The following is a 17,642-nucleotide window of genomic DNA, read 5'->3' as shown; positions in this document are numbered from 1 at the left end:
TTGAAGCCTCATGACAAAAATTAAGCGCCTGACATACATACTATTCATGCACGACAAACAAAAAGAGTGCTGACGCACACGCAGGCTGAAGGCGTAGAGGATACCACGCCCAGAGAAAAACGAAACGGCCCCTGACGAATCAGGAGCCGTTTAAGACCAGAACAGCGGGTGGAAGTTAGCGGGTAAACGCGTAAACTTCGCCGCCTTTTGCCTGGATCAGTAACTTATCGCTGGCGACGACCGGTTCAGTCTGGAAGCCGGAGCTGTCGACGTTCTGCTGAGCAACGAAACGACCGTCATCGGTATTAATCCAGTGCAGATAGCCTTCGCTATCGCCGACAACCAGATAGCCGTTGTACAGCACAGGCGAGGTCAGGTTACGGTGCAGCAGATCGCTCTGACGCCAGATGGTCACGCCACCTTCGGTATTCAGGGCAACCACACGGTCATCCTGATCGACCAGGTAGATACGGCCGCCATCAACGATCATATCGTGCACGGAGCCAATTTCACGCTTCCACAGGATCTGACCAGAACGCAGGTCCATCGCGGTCAGGTTGCCGTTGTACGCCAGGGCATAAACCACGCCATTGACCACCACCGGCGTGGTATCCACGTCAGACAGGCGATCGATTTCCGTGGCGCCGCTTGGCTGGGAAATACGCTGCTGCCAGATAATCTGGCCCTGGTTCATCATCACGGCGCTCACGCGACCGTTATCACCGCCAACAATCGCCGCACCAAAGGCTGCCGTAGGCGCAGACTCACCGCGCAGGGAAAGCGCCGGCACGTCGAGGTTCACAGACCACTTAATGGCACCGCTGGTCTGATCCAGACCCTGCAGCATGCCGTTACTGGTGTGAATCAATACCAGGCCATCGCTGACCACCGGACGGGACAGCACTTCGCCGGCCGCCTGGGTCTGCCAGGCAACGGAGCCGTCGCTGGTGTTCAGGGCATAGACCTGAGCACGTTCGCTACCGAGGTAGACATGACCACCGTCAACCGTCACGCCGCCTGAAATCAGCGCAGGACGATTGCTGGAGAAGAAGCCGGTTTTTTCTGACAGGTCAACTTTCCACTGTTCTTTACCGTCGCCCGCATTCAGTGCTTTCACAATGCCATGGCGATCGGCGGCATAAACCGTACTGTCTGCCCAGCCTGGATGCAGGTTGGAGTAGTAATCACCTACACCATAACCTACTGAGGTGCTCCAGACTTTTTCCGGGGTAAACTGATTTTCAACTTTTGGTAACGGTGACATTTTGACGACGTCTTCTTCACCGCTAAACCATGAACATCCGCTGAGCAAAGTGACTGAAATCAGTCCCGGCAGAAGTATCTTACGCAATTCCATGAAATCCCTCTTGAGCCTGTGGAGGCAATTTTATACCGCGGGTAAACTTAGCCGGGTAAATTATTCATTTTCATCTGCAGCATCTCTTTCAGCGCCGGAGACGCGTCAGAGTCAATGCCTTTGCTCCAGGCATCGTGGGCGCCTTTGGTGTCGCCTTTGCTGAGCAGGGCTTCACCACGCACGTCAGCCACGATAGCTGTCCAGCCGTCACCTTTGATTAAATCGAGGGTTTTTACCGCCTCATCAGGTTTCTTCTGCTGCAGCTGAATACGCGCCAGGCGCAGATTCAACACGGCTTGCAGGTTCGCGTCTTTAGTATCTTTCAGGCCGCTTTGCAGCTGGGCTGCCGCTTGATCCAACTGGTTGCCGTCGGCGTAGCGCTTGGCCACGTCCAGAGAAGCCAGCGCACCGTAGGTGTTGCTGTTTTCACTGGCAAATTTGGCCGCAGCGGCCAGCGTTTCTGGCTTGCTGCTGTCCAGCGCGCCAGACACCTGCTGATAAGCTGCGGAGGTTTCACGGCTGCTGCCATCTTCATGGCTGCTCCAGTAGCGCCAGCCGGCCAGGGCACCAATACCAATAATGACGCCGATAACCAGTGCTTTACCGTTCTGGGCAAAGAAACCGCGTAACGCATCAACCTGTTCGTTTTCGTTGCTATAGACTTCCACGCAAACCTTCTCCTTTAAAACCGCGATACCGCTTTTGGCTTATTTCAACATCGCTGCCAGTGTGGCTGCAGCATCACGTTGCGCCAGCGTCTGTTGCTCGCCATTGCGCAAATCTTTAATAGTCACCTGCCCGTTGGCAACTTCATCTTCGCCAAGCATCAGTGCAACGCGAGCGCCCCACTTGTCCGCACGGGCGAACTGCTTCTTGAAATTACCGCCGCCGAAGTTAGTCATTAACTTCAGTGTCGGGTCTGCATCACGAATCTGCTCGGCCAGTTGCATGGCGGCTGACTGCACGCCTTGACCCGAAGCGATAACATAGACATCGACAATTCGCGTCGGTTCAAATTCCGGATTAACTGCCTGAACCAGCAGCACCAGACGCTCCAGCCCCATCGCAAAACCGACGGCTGGGGTCGCACGACCGCCAAGCTGTTCAACCAGACCATCATAACGGCCGCCGCCACAAACGGTGCCCTGCGAGCCCAGACTGGTGGTCACCCACTCGAAGACGGTGCGGTTGTAGTAATCAAGCCCGCGCACCAGACGCTGGTTAACGGTATAGGCAATACCCGCTGAGTCCAGCAGTTCACACAGGCCAGCAAAGTGCTCGCGTGATTCAGCGTCCAGATAATCGCTCAACTCCGGTGCCGCGTTCAGCAACGCCTGAATATCCGGGTTTTTGCTGTCCAGCACACGCAGCGGATTGGTGTACATACGGCGCTTGCAGTCTTCATCCAGCACGTCCTGGTGTTGTTCCAGGAAAGCGATCAGCGCATCACGATAGTTAGCACGCGCCTCCAGTGAACCAATTGAGTTCAGCTCGAGCTTAACGTGTTCAGAAATGCCCAGCGCTTTCCACCAGCGCGCGGTCATCATGATCAGCTCAGCATCAACGTCAGGGCCCTGAAGACCGAAGACTTCCACACCCATCTGATGGAACTGGCGATAACGGCCTTTCTGCGGACGCTCGTAGCGGAACATGGGTCCCACATACCAGAGACGCTGCTCCTGATTGTACAGCAGACCATGTTCGATACCGGCACGTACGCAACCTGCCGTGCCTTCCGGACGCAGCGTCAGGCTTTCACCGTTGCGGTCTTCGAAGGTGTACATCTCTTTTTCAACCACGTCGGTGACTTCACCTATGGCGCGTTTAAACAAAGGGGTCTGCTCTACAATCGGCAGGCGGATTTCACTGTAACCATAGCTGGCCAGCACCTGCTTGAGGATCTGCTCAATGCGTTGCCATACGACGGTTTCCGCGGGGAGGTAATCATTCATGCCACGGATAGCCTGGATATTCTTCGCCACTTTTTTTCTCTTCTTAACTCAGGGGCTGGTTAAAAGGGCCGGGACAGAAAGTCAGTAAACTCTGTCCTCCGGCCTTCGGGCCAACCCGTAAATGCGATTTATTTTTCTAACTGCTGGATAGCAATGCGGCGGCTTTCGTCCATCATCGTGGCTTTAGCACGGATGCGGGCTTCCAGCTGATCGATCATGTCGTTGTTATCAAGACGTTCACGCAAGCGCACGCCGTCTTCATATAAGCCACTTTTTTTGTTGCTACCGGTGACGCCAAGGGTGGAAACCAGCGCTTCACCCGGGCCATTCACCACACAGCCGATAATGGAGATATCCATCGGCGTCACAATATCTTCCAGCCGCTGTTCAAGCTCATTCACCGTGCCAATCACATCAAATTCCTGACGTGAACAGGTTGGGCAGGCAATGAAGTTGATACCGCGTGAACGAATGCGCAGGGACTTGAGGATATCGAAGCCGACTTTCACTTCTTCCACCGGATCGGCGGCTAACGAAATACGCAGCGTATCGCCAATGCCTTCTGAGAGCAGCAGGCCAAGACCGATGGCAGATTTCACTGAGCCAGCACGCATGCCACCGGCTTCGGTGATGCCAAGGTGCAGTGGCTGATCGATCTGCTTAGCCAGCAAACGGTAAGACTCAACGGCCAAAAACACGTCGGAGGCTTTAACGCTGACTTTAAACTGATCGAAGTTCAGGCGATCCAGATGATCGACATGACGCATGGCAGATTCCAGCAGGGCCTGTGGCGTAGGTTCGCCATACTTTTCCTGCAGGTCTTTTTCCAGCGAGCCGGCGTTCACGCCAATGCGGATAGGGATGTTGTAGTGACGCGCGCAGTCCACAACCTGGCGGATACGCTCATCATTGCCGATGTTACCTGGGTTGATGCGCAGGCAGTCAACGCCGTATTCGGCAACCTTAAGGGCAATGCGATAGTCGAAATGGATGTCAGCAACCAGCGGGACATTGACCTGCTGCTTGATCAGGCGAAAAGCCTCAGCGGCGTCCATGGTAGGAACAGAAACGCGAACAATGTCGACACCGACACGCTCAAGCGCTTTGATTTGATTGACCGTCGCCGCCACATCGGTGGTTCGCGTGTTGGTCATGGACTGAACGGCTATTGGTGCGCCGTCGCCCACTGGCACCTTGCCGACGTAAATGCGCGTAGATTTGCGACGGATAATGGGTGCTGCGTTATGCATAGTCTTCTTTCTCCACAATTACTCGCGATCAGAAAGATGCGTTATTGCGCACCGACTGTCAGGCGAGCAACCTGGTTGGTACGGATGAAACGACTCAGATCGACCGGCTGGCCCTGATACTGGATCTGAACGGCGCCCGGCGCACCAATCTTCAGACGATATGGCGCTTTACCGGCGAGGCTGAGTTTACCACCACTACGCTGCATTCCGCTGAACAGTTTTTTCCCTGTTGCATCGGCGACTTCCAGCCAGCAGTCTTTATCGAAGCTCATCACCAGCGCATTGCCGTCGGCAGCAGGCGCGCTAACGCCTGCAGATCCGGTTGGCATCTGGCTGTTGGCCGTGTTGTCCACTGGCGCCTGAGAAGGCGAAACGGCAACAGGCTGTGAAGAAGCCGCGGCATTATTTGCCGGGGTCTGAGTTGCCGCAGGTGCGCTGGCTGCTGCTGGCGCCGAAGCTGATGGCGTCTGGGCTGAAGCGTCAGCAGGAACACTTTGAGCGGCCGAGTTATCGGCCGGCGTGTTGTCATTGCTGCTGTCACCCAGCGGGATCGACTGGCTATTATCGCCACTGGTTCCCGCGTTCTGATCGGCCATCGACACCAGATCGTCCTGAGCAGCCTTGTGGTTTTGCCACCACCAGGCGCCGGTCAATCCGACGACAACAAACAGGACCAGCCAGGTGAAAATCATCAACCAGCCATCGCGTTTTTTGCGACGTTTGCCCAAAGAAAAACTCTGCATCGGCTCCACTTTGGCAGCACGAACAGGTGAATGCTTAGCCATCATCGGCAGCAGTTCATCTTCAGGTACGTGTACCAGACGGGCATAAGAACGGATATATCCCCGCAGGAAGGTCGACGCCAGATCGGCAGGCGACTTGTCCTCTTCAAGATCACGGACGGTGGAAAGTTTCAGGCAAAGGCGTTCAGCAACGTTCTGCTGAGTCAGTCCCATTTGCTCACGGGCACTGCGCAGGCGCTGGCCTGTTGAATTTACTGCTGAGTTATCTTGAGTGGCTTCAGTATTCATTAGCTAAATAATGCAGGTGCTGTATCGATTGTGGAAAATTTCGCGCCAACTGCGCCCCGGCAAGCTTAACGCCTTCGGGTTGCTGCGCCAGCGCGGCGAAGCGAATCTCTAACCACAAACTCTCAGCCGAGGCTGAAAAGTTGCGTTGATAAACATCTAAAAGGAGCCGCGATACCTCGCGCTCATTCTTTCCAAATCGCCTTTCGGCTTCTGCCAGCAGAGCCTTTCCCTTGTCGACAGCGTTTTGTGTTGCCTCAACCAATGCTGTCCGTGCCCTATCCTGTTCCCCCGCAAGGAGGTAGCAGTAACCGGCATTTTCACGCGCATCGGCAAGCACGCCGTTTTCAGGTAATTCAGCGGCTTTGCTGAACTGCTGCTGAGCCGCATCATACTGCCCTAAACTACAGAGAAACGCACCGTAATTATTGATTACATCACGGTTTTGTCCTGCCAGCAGCAGAGCCTTCTGATAATGCTCGCTGGCGGCAACCGGGTTATCCGATCGCTGGTAAAAACGCGCTATCGCCAGCTGAACACGATAATCCGTCGGTGCAAGCACCACGGCCTGATGCAGATTGCGCCCGGCAGCAGATAAATTATCGCGGGCCAGATAATCCAGCCCCAATTGTAGTCGGGTCTGCAGCAGTTCATTGCGTTGCGATGACGAGTGGCAGCCTGCTACCAGCAACAGTGCCAACCAGAACGGGAATCCTTTACCCATGCAACCTCCTGATTTGAGTTAAGCGTATGGTACGCTTTTCACATCAGGGCGGACAGCACGGGTCACTGCCAAGGTTCAGGTTTCAGAGCGCTTTCACAGAAATCGCTTCACCGGCCATTTTTTTACGCAAGGTACGCTTGGTACGGTCAATCACTTCCCCGGCCAACTGTCCGCAGGCCGCATCAATATCATCACCGCGCGTCTTACGCACAATAGTGGTAAATCCGTAATCCATCAACACTTTAGAGAAACGATCGATGCGACTGTTCGAACTGCGACCATAAGGAGCGCCCGGGAAGGGGTTCCATGGGATCAGGTTGATTTTGCATGGGGTGTTTTTCAGCAATGCCGCCAGCTCGTGTGCGTTGTCGGTGCTGTCATTCACATGATCCAGCATCACGTACTCAATGGTCACACGGCCCTGATTGGCATTGGACTTAGCAATGTAACGGCTCACCGAGGCTAAAAACGTCTCGATATTGTACTTTTTGTTAACCGGCACAATTTCGTCACGAATTGTGTCGTTTGGCGCATGCAGGGAGATCGCCAGCGCCACGTCAATCATGTCGCCCAGCTTATCCAGTGCGGGAACCACGCCTGATGTGGACAGGGTGACGCGACGCTTGGACAGACCGAAACCAAAGTCATCCAGCATGATTTCCATCGCCGGAACAACGTTGTTGAGGTTAAGCAGCGGCTCGCCCATACCCATCATTACCACATTGGTAATGGGGCGCGTACCGGTGATTTTAGAGGCACCGATAATTTTTGCTGCACGCCATACCTGGCCGATAATTTCAGACACGCGCAGGTTGCGGTTGAAGCCTTGCTGCGCCGTCGAGCAGAATTTGCATTCCAGCGCGCAGCCCACCTGGGAAGAGACGCACAGGGTGGCGCGGTCTTTCTCCGGAATGTACACGGTTTCGACCTGCTGACCGCCAACGGTGATCGCCCATTTGATGGTGCCATCGGTCGAGCGCTGCTCGGTTGCGACTTCAGGAGCGCGGATTTCAGCAACTTCTTTCAGCCTGTTGCGGAAAACCTTGTTGATGTCGGTCATCTCGTCGAAATCATCACAGCAGTAGTGATACATCCACTTCATCACCTGATCGGCGCGGAACGGCTTTTCGCCCATGCTGGCAAAAAACTCGCGCATTTGCTGACGATTAAGATCGAGCAGGTTGATTTTTTCTGTTTTTGGCGTGGCAATGACAGGAGATTCGGACGACGGACTCACAATTAGTTCAGACATAATATTCTCTGGCCTCGTTATTACACGTTATGGCTCTGGGGGAATGGAAGGTAAAGTAATGCGCCCCTGACAGCCAGGCTGGTCAGGGGCGCATTATCATACAAGCGTGTAGCGACAGGTTAAAGCGCGTCTGCAAAATAAATTGTAAACGCCCGGCGCTATTTGCCCTGTAGTAACGATCTTAGCGGGTGCGTGGGCAAACTTCACCTTCGCCGAAGAAATAGGCGATTTCACGGGCAGCAGATTCAGCAGAGTCAGAACCGTGGGTCGCGTTCTCGGTGAAGCTGTCAGCGTAATCTGCACGCAGAGTACCTGCCAGTGCGTTAGCTGGGTTAGTTGCGCCCATCAGGTCACGGTGACGCTGAACGGCGTTTTCGCCTTCCAGCACAGAAACCACAACCGGACCTGAAGTCATGAACTCGACCAGACCGTCGAAGAACGGTTTGCCCTGGTGTTCAGCGTAGAAACCTTCAGCCTGCTCTTTGCTCAGGTGCAGCATTTTGCTGCCAACGATTTTGAAGCCAGCGCTTTCAAAACGGTTGAAGATGGCACCAATAACGTTTTTTGCCACCGCGTTCGGCTTAACGATAGAAAAAGTACGTTCGATAGTCATATGGACCCCTGTTTGATGTCGAGTTTGGCCGGTGAAAAGGCTCCCCGGCCTGGAAAATGGCGCCGATTATAGGGGGCATCGCCGCCCTTGCCTATCGGAGATTCAACAATTTAATAAAAAAATGCGATCTATAAACCCACAATTATTTAGCGGTTTTATCGCATTCAAGCGGAATTACTCCACAGTAAAAGTTGCCGAGGCGACTTGTCCACCCTCATCCAGCACCGTTAGCTGGTAACTGCCGGCTTTACCTAATGACAAATTTACGGTGTCTTGCCGGTTTGGGCGCGGAAGCGCACTGCCGTCCAGGAACCACCAGCGTTGATTTCCGCGGCCTCCCTGCGACGTGACGTTCAGATCCAGCTGACTTTTACCTGGCAGACGATGCAACAGCTGACCACTGCGAACGCCCGTCAAAATCAGAGGAACCGCACTGCCGTTATCCAGTGGCGGACAGCGGGGATCCACTGCGGGCAACCGCTGTTGCCGTCGCTCAGACACCGGCAGCCAGGGTTCCAGCGGTAATGGCCACAACACCACATTTTCACCCTTCGCCTGCGGGCAATCCGCTGCCACGCGCAAGCCTGCGGCATTAATCCATACTGGCTGTTGCAGCCCTGCCAGGTTTTCCTGTCCTTCCGCCAGTAAAGTGGGCGGTGTCGTCCCTTCCAGAATCCAGCTTTGCTTACGCTGCCGGCAATTGCTGTCGCCTTCAGGTAACGCCTGCCCACCCGGCCAACACAGCGATCCGGCGGAGACCGTCGCAGGACGCGGTTCGACGGGTAACCAGTTACCGCGAAAACCGGGTGAGGTCATCAGCAAATTATTGATTTGATTTAACACCGGTACGGCGCTGGCAAAGCCAAACTGCCCGGCAACCGGTGTTCCATCCGGACGGCCAACCCACACGCCGATCAGATAACGAGGATTGACGCCGATGGCCCAGGCATCCCGGTAGCCGTAACTGGTCCCGGTCTTCACCGCCAGCGGGACAACGCCCGGTAACAGGTTGTCTGCTAAGGGTTTGGCCTCCCCGGCAAGGATCCGCCTGACGATCCACGCAGCGCCGGGAGAGAGTAACGGCCTTTCCACCAGCGGTTGTTCCGGCATAAAGCGTAATCCTGCCGCCAGCCCGTTGCGGGCAAAGGCGCTGTAGGCCGCAACAATCTGATCCATTCGCGCGCCGGTCCCACCTAAAACTAAGGACAGGTTTGGCTCCGCTGCCGGCGGGAAACGCAACGTCAGGCCCACATTGCGCAAGCTGGCAGCCAGAAACTTCGGCCCGACCGCCTCCAGCAGCTGCACCGCAGGCAAGTTCAGCGAACGGGTCAGTGCTTCGCTGGCGCTAACGGCGCCGTGAAATCCGGTATCAAAATTTCCCGGCCGGTAATCACCAAAACGGCGTGGGACATCCTGCAACAGCGATTCCGCGGCGATCAGCCCCTGATCCAGCCCCATGCCATAGACGAAAGGCTTCAGAACCGACCCCGGCGAGCGGATGCTGCTGATCATATCCACATGGCCGAAGCGGCTGTCATCGTCCAGATCGACCGAGCCCAGATAGGCCCGCACTTTCATCGTGGCATGATCGACCACCAGGACAGCCATTGAGGTGCGCGGCGGTAGCTGGCTTTTCCAGCCTGACGCCAGCGCCTCTATCTGCCGCTGCAGTGCGGCATCGACCGTTGAGACGATCTTTTGCTGGCTGGACATCGCCAGTAAACGGCGGGATAGCAGTGGGGCCAGCTGTGGCATCTGCCTTGGCGCCAGCCAGACAGGCTCCGGATAAATCTCCTCAACCAGCTCTTTCGGCCAGACATGCAGAGCGACCATTCTTTCCAGTACTTTATTACGCGCGGCCTGAGCCCGCTCTGGCCAGCGATCGGGCCTCAACCAGCTCGGTGCCTGTGGCAACACCGCCAGCAATGCGGCTTCGCTTTTGGTTAGCTGCGAGGGAGGCTTACCCAGCCAGGTCCAGCTTGCTGCGCCGACGCCTTCTACCGTGCCACCAAAAGGCGCACGGTTGAGATACAGCGTCAGAATGTCACGCTTGGACAGATGCCATTCCAGCTGCATGGCGCGCCATGCCTGCCAGAGCTTGCCGGTAAAGGTTCTCGGGTGGGGATCAATCAGTCGGGCAACCTGCATCGTTAGCGTGCTGCCGCCTGAAACGATCTCACCTCCGCTCAGATCCTGCCAGGCTGCCCGGATAACCGAGAAGGGATTAATACCCGGGTGATACCAGAACCAGCGGTCTTCATAGGTAAGTAACGCTTGCAGGTAATCAGGGGAAACGTCTTCTGGCGTAACGGGATAACGCCAGACGCCCTGGGCATCAGCAAAGCGCCACAGCGGCGTGCCATCTTCCGCTACAACCACTCGCGCTGGCTGCAGCTCCTTCAACGGCAACGGCCACAGGCGATCCGCCAGTACAAGCAGCAGCACAACGGCAATCGGCACCATCAACCAGCGGGTATAGCGTAATAGCTTATTCATTGGTTAGCGGTGCCCGGCGTTAAGCCAGGCACCTGCAACTCAGTGAATCGTCAGGCTGTCTGGCGTAGTCCCCAGCGCCCGCCATTGTGGGACATACATCGATTCCACCTGTGGAGGCGGCATCAGGTACTGACCCGGCGTCACCGCCCTTGCCAGATAAAGCAGGGTAACCGGGCGGTAGCCATCCACATCCACCGCGGCAACAAAGCGATCGTCGCGGAACTCGATGTGTTTGATATTGGCTTGCTGCATATCCCCCATCAACTCCTGCACATCGGCGGCGCTCTCCTGCAGGCTGGCGCTGCTGTTCGCCAGGTTCTGGTTTTCCAGCTCAAGTCCCGCCGGCAGAAGATCGACCACCAGCGCATCTGGCACCCGGCGATCCGCCCAGACCTTCAGGCTGACCAGCAGCAAATCACCGCTCTTCAGGTTTTCCAGTGAGATCTCCTTGCCCTGAAGATCAAGATAGCGTCGGGTGACATTCAGCACACTGTTGAAAGGCGCCGGCTTAGCCGTTGGGTAGCCAACCACATCCAGTCGACTGTAAATGGCATCCGCAGAATCGTTTTGCAACTGAACCCCTTCCGCCAGCTCTGGGAAGTTTAATGGCGTGGTCACCGGTCCTTTACCATTGAGGGAACTGCCGTTGAGCGTGGCCTGCCAGGCTGAACCTGAGGCATCGGTCAGCGCCCTGCCCACCAGGAACAGGGCATTATTTTCCTGAGTAGACAGCCAGCGCTTACCATTCAAGTTCTGCGTCAACGTAAGCAGTAAGCTGTCCTGCGCCTGTGGCAGCAGCTTATTCTCTGACAACAACACGTAGATCATGGCCTGGTCGCGGATGTCGCTGCCGTAATCGCCCAGCCAGCTCTCTTTCTGGCTGCGCTGCGTCGCCAGTCCGAGGTTCAGGGCTTGTTCAGAACGCGGCCGATCGCCCATTAATTTCAATGCAACGCCCAGTTGGACCAGCGACAGCCCGGTTTTCGCCTGACCTTGTTTATCGAACAGGGCACGCAGTGCGCCCAGTGGCGCTTTTTGCTGACGCGCAAGGACCAGCGCAGCATATGCCTGAACGCTAAAGCGGGAGGCATTGCTATCCTGGCTGTAGTAAACCTCGATCTGAGTGGGGTCCTGCAGATAGCGCAGCAGGCGCTGGTCTGCATTTTCAATCACTGATTTTTCCACGCCATAGCCCATCTCGTTGGCCCGCACGAGGAAATCAGTGACGTAGGCCGTCAGCCAAAACTCTTCCGGACTCTCTTTGCTCCACAAGCCAAAGCCGCCGTTTGCACGCTGCATTCCCGCCAGACGGTCAATGCCCAGATCGATGGAGGCCCGCCGCGCTTCATCAGTGCTGGTCTTGATCCCCAGCGCCTTCAACTGCAATTGATTGGTAAACAGTGAAGGATAGAGTCCGCTGGTTGTCTGCTCCAGACAGCCGTACGGGTATGCGTAGAGTTCGGCAATATAGCGGGCGATATTCAGCGGAGGTTTATTGCTTAATACCAGCTGCCCCTGCAGGGTTTCCGTTGCCAGACCAGAAAGCGCATCTGCTGGCAAGGCCCACGGCTCACCCGCATGCAGCACGCTGCTAAAGCTGCGCGTCACGCCCGGCCAGGCGGGACGAACGCCAATTTTCCATTGTTGTTTCATCGGTTTGAACGCTTCACCCGGCAGCGACAGGCCGGTGATTTCCGTGCTGACGTCGCCATCTCCAAATCCGGCTGAGGCGGTGACGGGCAGGAACAGCGTTTTGCGTTCTCCTGCTTTCAGGATCACTGATTGCGTCTGCGGATCATCCAGCTTAAGCAAACCACCCGCACTGAACGCTATTTGCAGCGTTTGCGGCTGTGGGGTCAGGTTAGTCAGGTCCATAGCCAGCTTGGCGCGGTCGCCACCCGCCATAAAGCGCGGCGTCGCCAGTTCACTGACTAACGGTGCCGCGACAACCACTTTCTTCTCAGCCGAACCAAAGTCGTTATCGCTCCAGGCCTGCGCCATTACGCGCAGTTCACCGTTGAACTCCGGTATTGGCAGCTCAAGCGTGCCCTCGCCATTGGCATCCAGCGTAACGGCCTGCAGCTGTTGGGCAACAATATTGACGTGAGTGACCGGTTTCTGCCCGCCACGGGTTAACGGATCTTCGTCATCGCCGTCACCACCGAAGCGCAGTGCCGCCAGGCGACCGCTGCCTTCAATCAGCTGACCGTAAACATCATATTGATCGGCGTTGTACCGTTTGCGGCCAAAGAAGGCTTCCCACGGGTCCGGCGTTTTGTAATCGGTAATGCTTAAGACACCACTATCAACGGCTGACAGCAGCACGGTGATTTTTTGCGGCACTGGCCCCTGCGAAACGCCCGCTTTCACCTTCACTTTCAGGGTCTGCTGCGGGCGAATTTTCTCTGCGGCATCCAGGCTGAGGGACAAACGTCGGTTCTCTTGCGCCAGCGGAAGATGCAGTAAGCCTACCGCACGTTTTGGCGTGCTTCCCTGGGTTTTATCCCCAGGGCGGATCACCAGCGCGCTGAGGTACAGGTCATGGCGTTTCCAGGCATTATCAACCGGCACGTCAACATCCATGCCACCTGCCGGTACGGTGATCTCCTGCCACCACAATGGACCGTTACTGGACTCCACCATCAGATAGCCTTTACCGGCTGCCGGAGATTCAACGTGCACCCGCGCCTTCTCACCCGGCTTGTAGGCCGGTTTATCGAGCTTTAACTTGACCTGATCCGGGCGTAAAGCACCGGAGCCATCGGTATTATCCTGCCAGCTGTAGCCCGCCCAGAAGCGCACGCTGCTGAGCACATTATTCTCCGGGTCACGCACTTCAAGACGGTAAGAACCCCAGTCCACGGGATATTCGACACGCGTGCTGCCGTCAGCGGCAATGGTGACATTATGTTCATCTTCAATCAGATCTTTCTGATCGAAGCGGGACTGCCAGCCTTCGCTGTCCGAGAAGCTCCAGTAATAATCGCGGCGTTCATGGATCAAACGGACATTCAAATCCTGGGCAGCCAACTTCTTGCCGCGACTGTTGGCATACACCAAATCAAAGGCGGCGGTACTGCCCTCTTCCACCATGGGCTGGCTGTGATAACTGTCGCTGCGATAATCGTACACGTCCTTATTACCAAATAAAGGCCGGATACCGGGTAAAATCTCAGCAGGCCAAATCGCCTGAGAAGCACGGCGCGTCACCGGTCGGCCACCCGCCTCCAACAGGCTGGCCTGCAGAATGACGGTCAGCGGTGAATGCACCTGTTTCCAGCTCGATTCGGCCACCACGCTGCTGTTGCCCTCGGCGTCCAGCTTGAGGTCAACTTCATCAAGCGTGCGTTTCAGGTCGGATTCATTGATATCGCCAAACTGATAGCCTGGCAGGCTGGCGACAGCATCCCTCAGCGGGCGCAGGAACAGTTGACCTTGCAGAGTGTTTCCGGCAGCCGGAGCACCATACAGATAACGGCCATTCACCTGGAAGGCAGCATCCTCCTCCATAGACTGCGGAAGTGGGCTGCTTTTAAGGGTCAATGCCATGCGCTCTGGCATAAAGTCTTCTACGTTAAACGCCCAGCTTCGTTTACGGTTATCGCCGGTATTCAGGCGGAATGACCATTTGCCGGTGGTTGCCGACTCCGGCAAGGTGAAACGATATTGATAGAGGCCATTTTCTGGCTGCCAGACTAACGTGCGGGCAACCTCGCCATCCGGCTTAACCACTTCCAGCGTGACCGGCTGAGGAGGTAAAGGTTGACCATCGGCATCACGCATCAGCGCATTGATCACCACCGTCTCACCCGGGCGATACAGGTCGCGTGGGCCAAAGATAAAGATCTGCTTGTCGTACCCTTCCGGGCCAGCCACCGCGAATTCCGCCAGATCCAATGCCGGACGCGTCAGATCCAACAGCGTGGTTTGCTCACCCAGCTTTGCCAGCACGATTTTGGCTTTCGGGAAGCGGGCAAATTCCGCATGGCCCTGCGCATCCGCAGTCGCTTCGGCCAGAACCTGCCCTTTTTCGTCCAACAGTGAAAGCTGAGCACCAGGCAGAGCGGCCCCGCTTTCCAGGCTCTGGCTGAACAATGCCAGCGTTTGCGGGAACTGATGCAGAGACAGGCCGATATCGCTCAGCGTGAAGAGCGTGGCGGGGTTGCTGTAGTTATAGGAACCGGCCTGCTTCATCACTGCCAGATACACGCCAGGCTGTTTTAGCGCGTCAATGTTGCTGAGCGGCAGCAGCATTTTTTCACGGGTATTGCGCTGCGGATTGAGATCAAAACGGCCGGTGTAGACCAGGTCAGCTTTGGTCAGCACATCCTGTGACTGCCAGCTGGAAAGCGTGGTGCCATATTGCCAGGACGCCAGAAAAGAAGGCAGTGAAGCCGGTTTTACCCGAAAGAAATCGACATCAATGCTGTTAATGTTGAGCGCCAGAACCGGCAGACCCTGCGTAACTTTGGTCGGCAGAAGAGAACCGCGGCTGGCAAAGCCAACCATCGGCTGCACGTCACGCGTGGCTATTTTTTGCTGGAAGGCCTGCTCAAGGACAGCGCCATTGGCGGCTTTTATCCCGCTATCAACCGAGACGGTCAGCTCACGCGCCGGTTCAAGATGACGGAAACGCAGTTCTTTACGCGAGGGAGAAAGCTCCCATCCGCCTTCGACTGCACCGGTTTTGGTGTCGATCAAATGTAACTGGCTGGCATAGTTTTGCCGATCGTCAAGCGGGATGGAAAACGTCAGCACCAGCGTGGAGGCGCCATCCAGCTGCACTTCGGAAGCATCAATAAGCGTTAATGATTTACCCGCATCACGTTTAGCTTCAGCTGCCCTCTGCGCGTCACTTAGTAAGGGAGGCTTACTGGCTGGCGCCTTATCAGATGCACTCTGGCTGGCCGGTGTCGATGATGTTTCTTCTTTTTGATCGCAGCCACCTAACAGCAGCAGCGAGAGAAAAGCCGCAACATATAATCCATTCCGTTTAACGTTCATCATGACTCCATGGCCAGCACCCGATAATTGAGGTGCACAGTATGACCTCAGCAGGGGCAAAAAAAAGCCTGTTTTTTCACTTTTAGCAACATTTCGCAAAGTTATTCAAGACGCGTCAGCCAACGACACAAGAATTGCGCGCTGCATTCAGATTCTTACGCAATATCATCCTGATAGTGCGGAACATCTTGTGATGGAGTAACAGCGCGGTACACTGGAACTATCGTTACTTCATGTCCCAACGCGAGGCCGCTATGACATCCTCTTTCTTTGTTACCGCCGACTGGCTGGCAGAACACCTTTCGGATCCCGATCTGCAAATTGTAGACGCACGCATGTTGCCTCCGGGTATGGAAAACCAGCGGGACATTAAGGCTGAATATCTGGCAAAGCACCTGCCTGCCGCGCCGTTCTTTGATATCGAAGCCCTGTCGGATCACACCAGCCCTTACCCACATATGTTGCCGAGGGCGGAAACCTTTGCGGTTGCGATGCGTGAGCTGGGGGTTAACAGCGATAAACACCTGGTGGTTTACGATGAGGGCAACCTGTTCTCTGCTCCGCGCGCCTGGTGGATGCTGCGCGAGTTTGGCGTGGCGAAGGTGTCGATTCTGGCTGGCGGATTAAAAGGCTGGGAAGAGGCCGGTTATGCGCTGGAAAGCGGTGCGGTTGACCTGCCCGAAGCGGAATTTGATGCCCGCTTTGACAGCAAACTGGTGAAACGCCTGACCGACGTGCTGTTAATCAGTCATGAAGGCGGCGCGCAAATTGTGGACGCGCGAGCAGCAAACCGTTTCAGAGGCGAAGTGGATGAACCCCGTCCCGGCCTGCACCGTGGACGCATTCCTAACAGCCTGAATGTGCCGTGGAATTCGTTGGTCGAAGACGGTGAGTTGAAGTCGCCCAAGGCGCTGGAAGAGATTTTCAGCCAGCAAGGCGTCGATCTCACCCAGCCGATCGTCACCAGCTGTGGCTCCGGCGTGACGGCGGTGGTGGTCATTCTGGCGTTGACCACGCTGGGCGTCGAAAACGTTACGCTGTATGACGGCTCCTGGGGAGAATGGGGAAGTCGTGACGATCTGCCCATCGCCATCGGCTGATTCGCGCGGATAAAAAAGGCGGGTCAACTACGCTGACCCGCCTTTTTTCACCTTATGCCGCCTTGACGAGCTTATACCGGCTTATTGTTCGCCTTAAACTGCCGCAGGAAGCTGCCCCACTTGCGTTCATAAAACGGGGTGATATGGGCGGTAAAGAAGTGGCTAATGCCTTTATCGTTTTCCACCACTTCACAAATATCCACCGGCTCATCTTCCAGCAGCGTATCCGTTGCCACACTGCCCGCCGCCTGAATAATCGCCTCGATATCGCTGTCCGCTTCAATCCCAATCAACAGGTTTGGCCGATCCTCTGCCGCTTCTTTGATATGCGCCACATAAGCCCGACGAACCTGCTTATATTTCGCAAACAGCTGGGTCAGGGAATCAATCATCTGCGCTGGCGGTTCAGCAATCTCAGACAGTAACAGCGAGGTTCCCCCTTCCAGCACCGTTTGCTGGCTAAGCGCATTCGCGCCTTCGCCCAACAGGCTGGTGATTTCGCGTGGAGAGAACTCTTTGCCTGTCGGCAGCTTAGGGTTAAGAAACAGCGTTTCTCCCACCGTCATTTCAAACAGGGTGCGTACCGGCATCACCAGGAACGGCTGCTCTTCGGTGACCGCCTGCTCCATCGCTTCTACCGAGGTAAAGAAGGGAATGATGCTGGTGCCGTCGTCTTTTTCCCAGTGCTGCAGGTCCACCTGAGATTCAGCGGTGACGGCCTGTTCCTCCGGGCTTTCACCTGGCACCCAGACGCTGGCGTCCATCAGCAGAGCAAAAAATTCAGGGCGATGAGCAGGCTCAGTCGCGGCCAGTTTTAGCACCTCTTCAAGGCGCTGATTGGTTTCATTCATCGGTTCGATCCAGGC

General features: G+C 55.9%; 12 protein-coding genes. 1 reads left to right on the top strand and 11 read right to left on the bottom strand.

Features of this window, described 5'->3' with window-relative positions; all coding sequences use genetic code 11:
- Positions 1-175 precede the first annotated feature (175 nt).
- The 10 genes from bamB to ACXKZG_RS05805 form a co-directional block, all read right to left on the bottom strand.
- Entirely contained in the window at positions 176-1,357 is a 1,182-nt protein-coding gene (bamB, locus tag ACXKZG_RS05850; protein ID WP_488875838.1) for an outer membrane protein assembly factor BamB, read from the bottom strand.
- A 47-nt stretch (positions 1,358-1,404) separates the two neighbouring features.
- Complete coding sequence (locus ACXKZG_RS05845) at positions 1,405-2,025, bottom strand: YfgM family protein (protein WP_013203390.1); 621 nt, start codon at positions 2,023-2,025, stop codon at positions 1,405-1,407.
- A gap of 39 nt (positions 2,026-2,064) precedes the next feature.
- Positions 2,065-3,339, bottom strand: a complete 1,275-nt coding sequence (gene hisS / locus ACXKZG_RS05840; RefSeq protein WP_053144532.1) for a histidine--tRNA ligase — start codon at positions 3,337-3,339, stop codon at positions 2,065-2,067.
- A 98-nt stretch (positions 3,340-3,437) separates the two neighbouring features.
- Entirely contained in the window at positions 3,438-4,559 is a 1,122-nt protein-coding gene (ispG, locus tag ACXKZG_RS05835) for a flavodoxin-dependent (E)-4-hydroxy-3-methylbut-2-enyl-diphosphate synthase (protein ID WP_013203392.1), read from the bottom strand.
- A 41-nt stretch (positions 4,560-4,600) separates the two neighbouring features.
- A complete protein-coding gene (rodZ, locus tag ACXKZG_RS05830) occupies positions 4,601-5,590 on the bottom strand; it encodes a cytoskeleton protein RodZ (protein WP_013203393.1) in 990 nt (329 codons plus the stop codon).
- Complete coding sequence (gene pilW, locus ACXKZG_RS05825) at positions 5,580-6,311, bottom strand: type IV pilus biogenesis/stability protein PilW (protein ID WP_105760869.1); 732 nt, start codon at positions 6,309-6,311, stop codon at positions 5,580-5,582. Before pilW ends, rodZ begins: the two co-directional genes overlap by 11 nt.
- Before the next feature lie 82 nt (positions 6,312-6,393).
- Positions 6,394-7,563, bottom strand: coding sequence for a dual-specificity RNA methyltransferase RlmN (rlmN, locus tag ACXKZG_RS05820; protein WP_013203395.1), 1,170 nt, complete (start codon positions 7,561-7,563; stop codon positions 6,394-6,396).
- Positions 7,564-7,744: 181 nt separating this feature from the next.
- Positions 7,745-8,176, bottom strand: coding sequence for a nucleoside-diphosphate kinase (gene ndk, locus ACXKZG_RS05815; protein ID WP_013203396.1), 432 nt, complete (start codon positions 8,174-8,176; stop codon positions 7,745-7,747).
- A gap of 174 nt (positions 8,177-8,350) precedes the next feature.
- Complete coding sequence (gene pbpC / locus ACXKZG_RS05810) at positions 8,351-10,639, bottom strand: peptidoglycan glycosyltransferase PbpC (RefSeq protein WP_488876231.1); 2,289 nt, start codon at positions 10,637-10,639, stop codon at positions 8,351-8,353.
- Positions 10,640-10,711: 72 nt separating this feature from the next.
- Positions 10,712-15,676: an alpha-2-macroglobulin family protein gene (locus tag ACXKZG_RS05805; protein ID WP_488876230.1), complete on the bottom strand. Its 4,965-nt coding sequence runs from the start codon at positions 15,674-15,676 to the stop codon at positions 10,712-10,714.
- A gap of 254 nt (positions 15,677-15,930) precedes the next feature.
- Here ACXKZG_RS05805 and sseA point away from each other — a divergent pair, with 254 nt between their 5' ends.
- The gene (gene sseA / locus ACXKZG_RS05800) at positions 15,931-16,776 is read left to right on the top strand and encodes a 3-mercaptopyruvate sulfurtransferase (protein ID WP_134822567.1); all 846 of its coding nucleotides are present in this window, start codon (positions 15,931-15,933) and stop codon (positions 16,774-16,776) included.
- Positions 16,777-16,847: 71 nt separating this feature from the next.
- On the opposite strand, the gene sseB is transcribed toward sseA, so the two are convergent.
- The gene (gene sseB / locus ACXKZG_RS05795) at positions 16,848-17,627 is read right to left on the bottom strand and encodes an enhanced serine sensitivity protein SseB (RefSeq protein WP_488875837.1); all 780 of its coding nucleotides are present in this window, start codon (positions 17,625-17,627) and stop codon (positions 16,848-16,850) included.
- Positions 17,628-17,642 lie beyond the last annotated feature (15 nt).

The sequence above is a fragment of the Erwinia sp. 2186 genome (genome assembly GCF_057812255.1).
Note: the sequence above shows the minus strand (reverse complement) of the source record. Positions and strands in the feature narration are given on the sequence as shown.

Excerpts from the sequence above, each read along its gene's own strand:
- bamB (WP_488875838.1), bottom strand. The coding sequence starts at position 1,357 with ATGGAATTGCGTAAGATACTTCTGCCGGGACTGATTTCAGTCACTTTG.
- ACXKZG_RS05805 (WP_488876230.1), bottom strand. The coding sequence starts at position 15,676 with ATGAACGTTAAACGGAATGGATTATATGTTGCGGCTTTTCTCTCGCTG.
- ispG (WP_013203392.1), bottom strand. The coding sequence starts at position 4,559 with ATGCATAACGCAGCACCCATTATCCGTCGCAAATCTACGCGCATTTAC.
- sseB (WP_488875837.1), bottom strand. The coding sequence starts at position 17,627 with ATGAATGAAACCAATCAGCGCCTTGAAGAGGTGCTAAAACTGGCCGCG.
- pilW (WP_105760869.1), bottom strand. The coding sequence starts at position 6,311 with ATGGGTAAAGGATTCCCGTTCTGGTTGGCACTGTTGCTGGTAGCAGGC.
- pbpC (WP_488876231.1), bottom strand. The coding sequence starts at position 10,639 with ATGGTGCCGATTGCCGTTGTGCTGCTGCTTGTACTGGCGGATCGCCTG.
- sseA (WP_134822567.1), top strand. The coding sequence starts at position 15,931 with ATGACATCCTCTTTCTTTGTTACCGCCGACTGGCTGGCAGAACACCTT.
- rlmN (WP_013203395.1), bottom strand. The coding sequence starts at position 7,563 with ATGTCTGAACTAATTGTGAGTCCGTCGTCCGAATCTCCTGTCATTGCC.
- rodZ (WP_013203393.1), bottom strand. The coding sequence starts at position 5,590 with ATGAATACTGAAGCCACTCAAGATAACTCAGCAGTAAATTCAACAGGC.
- ndk (WP_013203396.1), bottom strand. The coding sequence starts at position 8,176 with ATGACTATCGAACGTACTTTTTCTATCGTTAAGCCGAACGCGGTGGCA.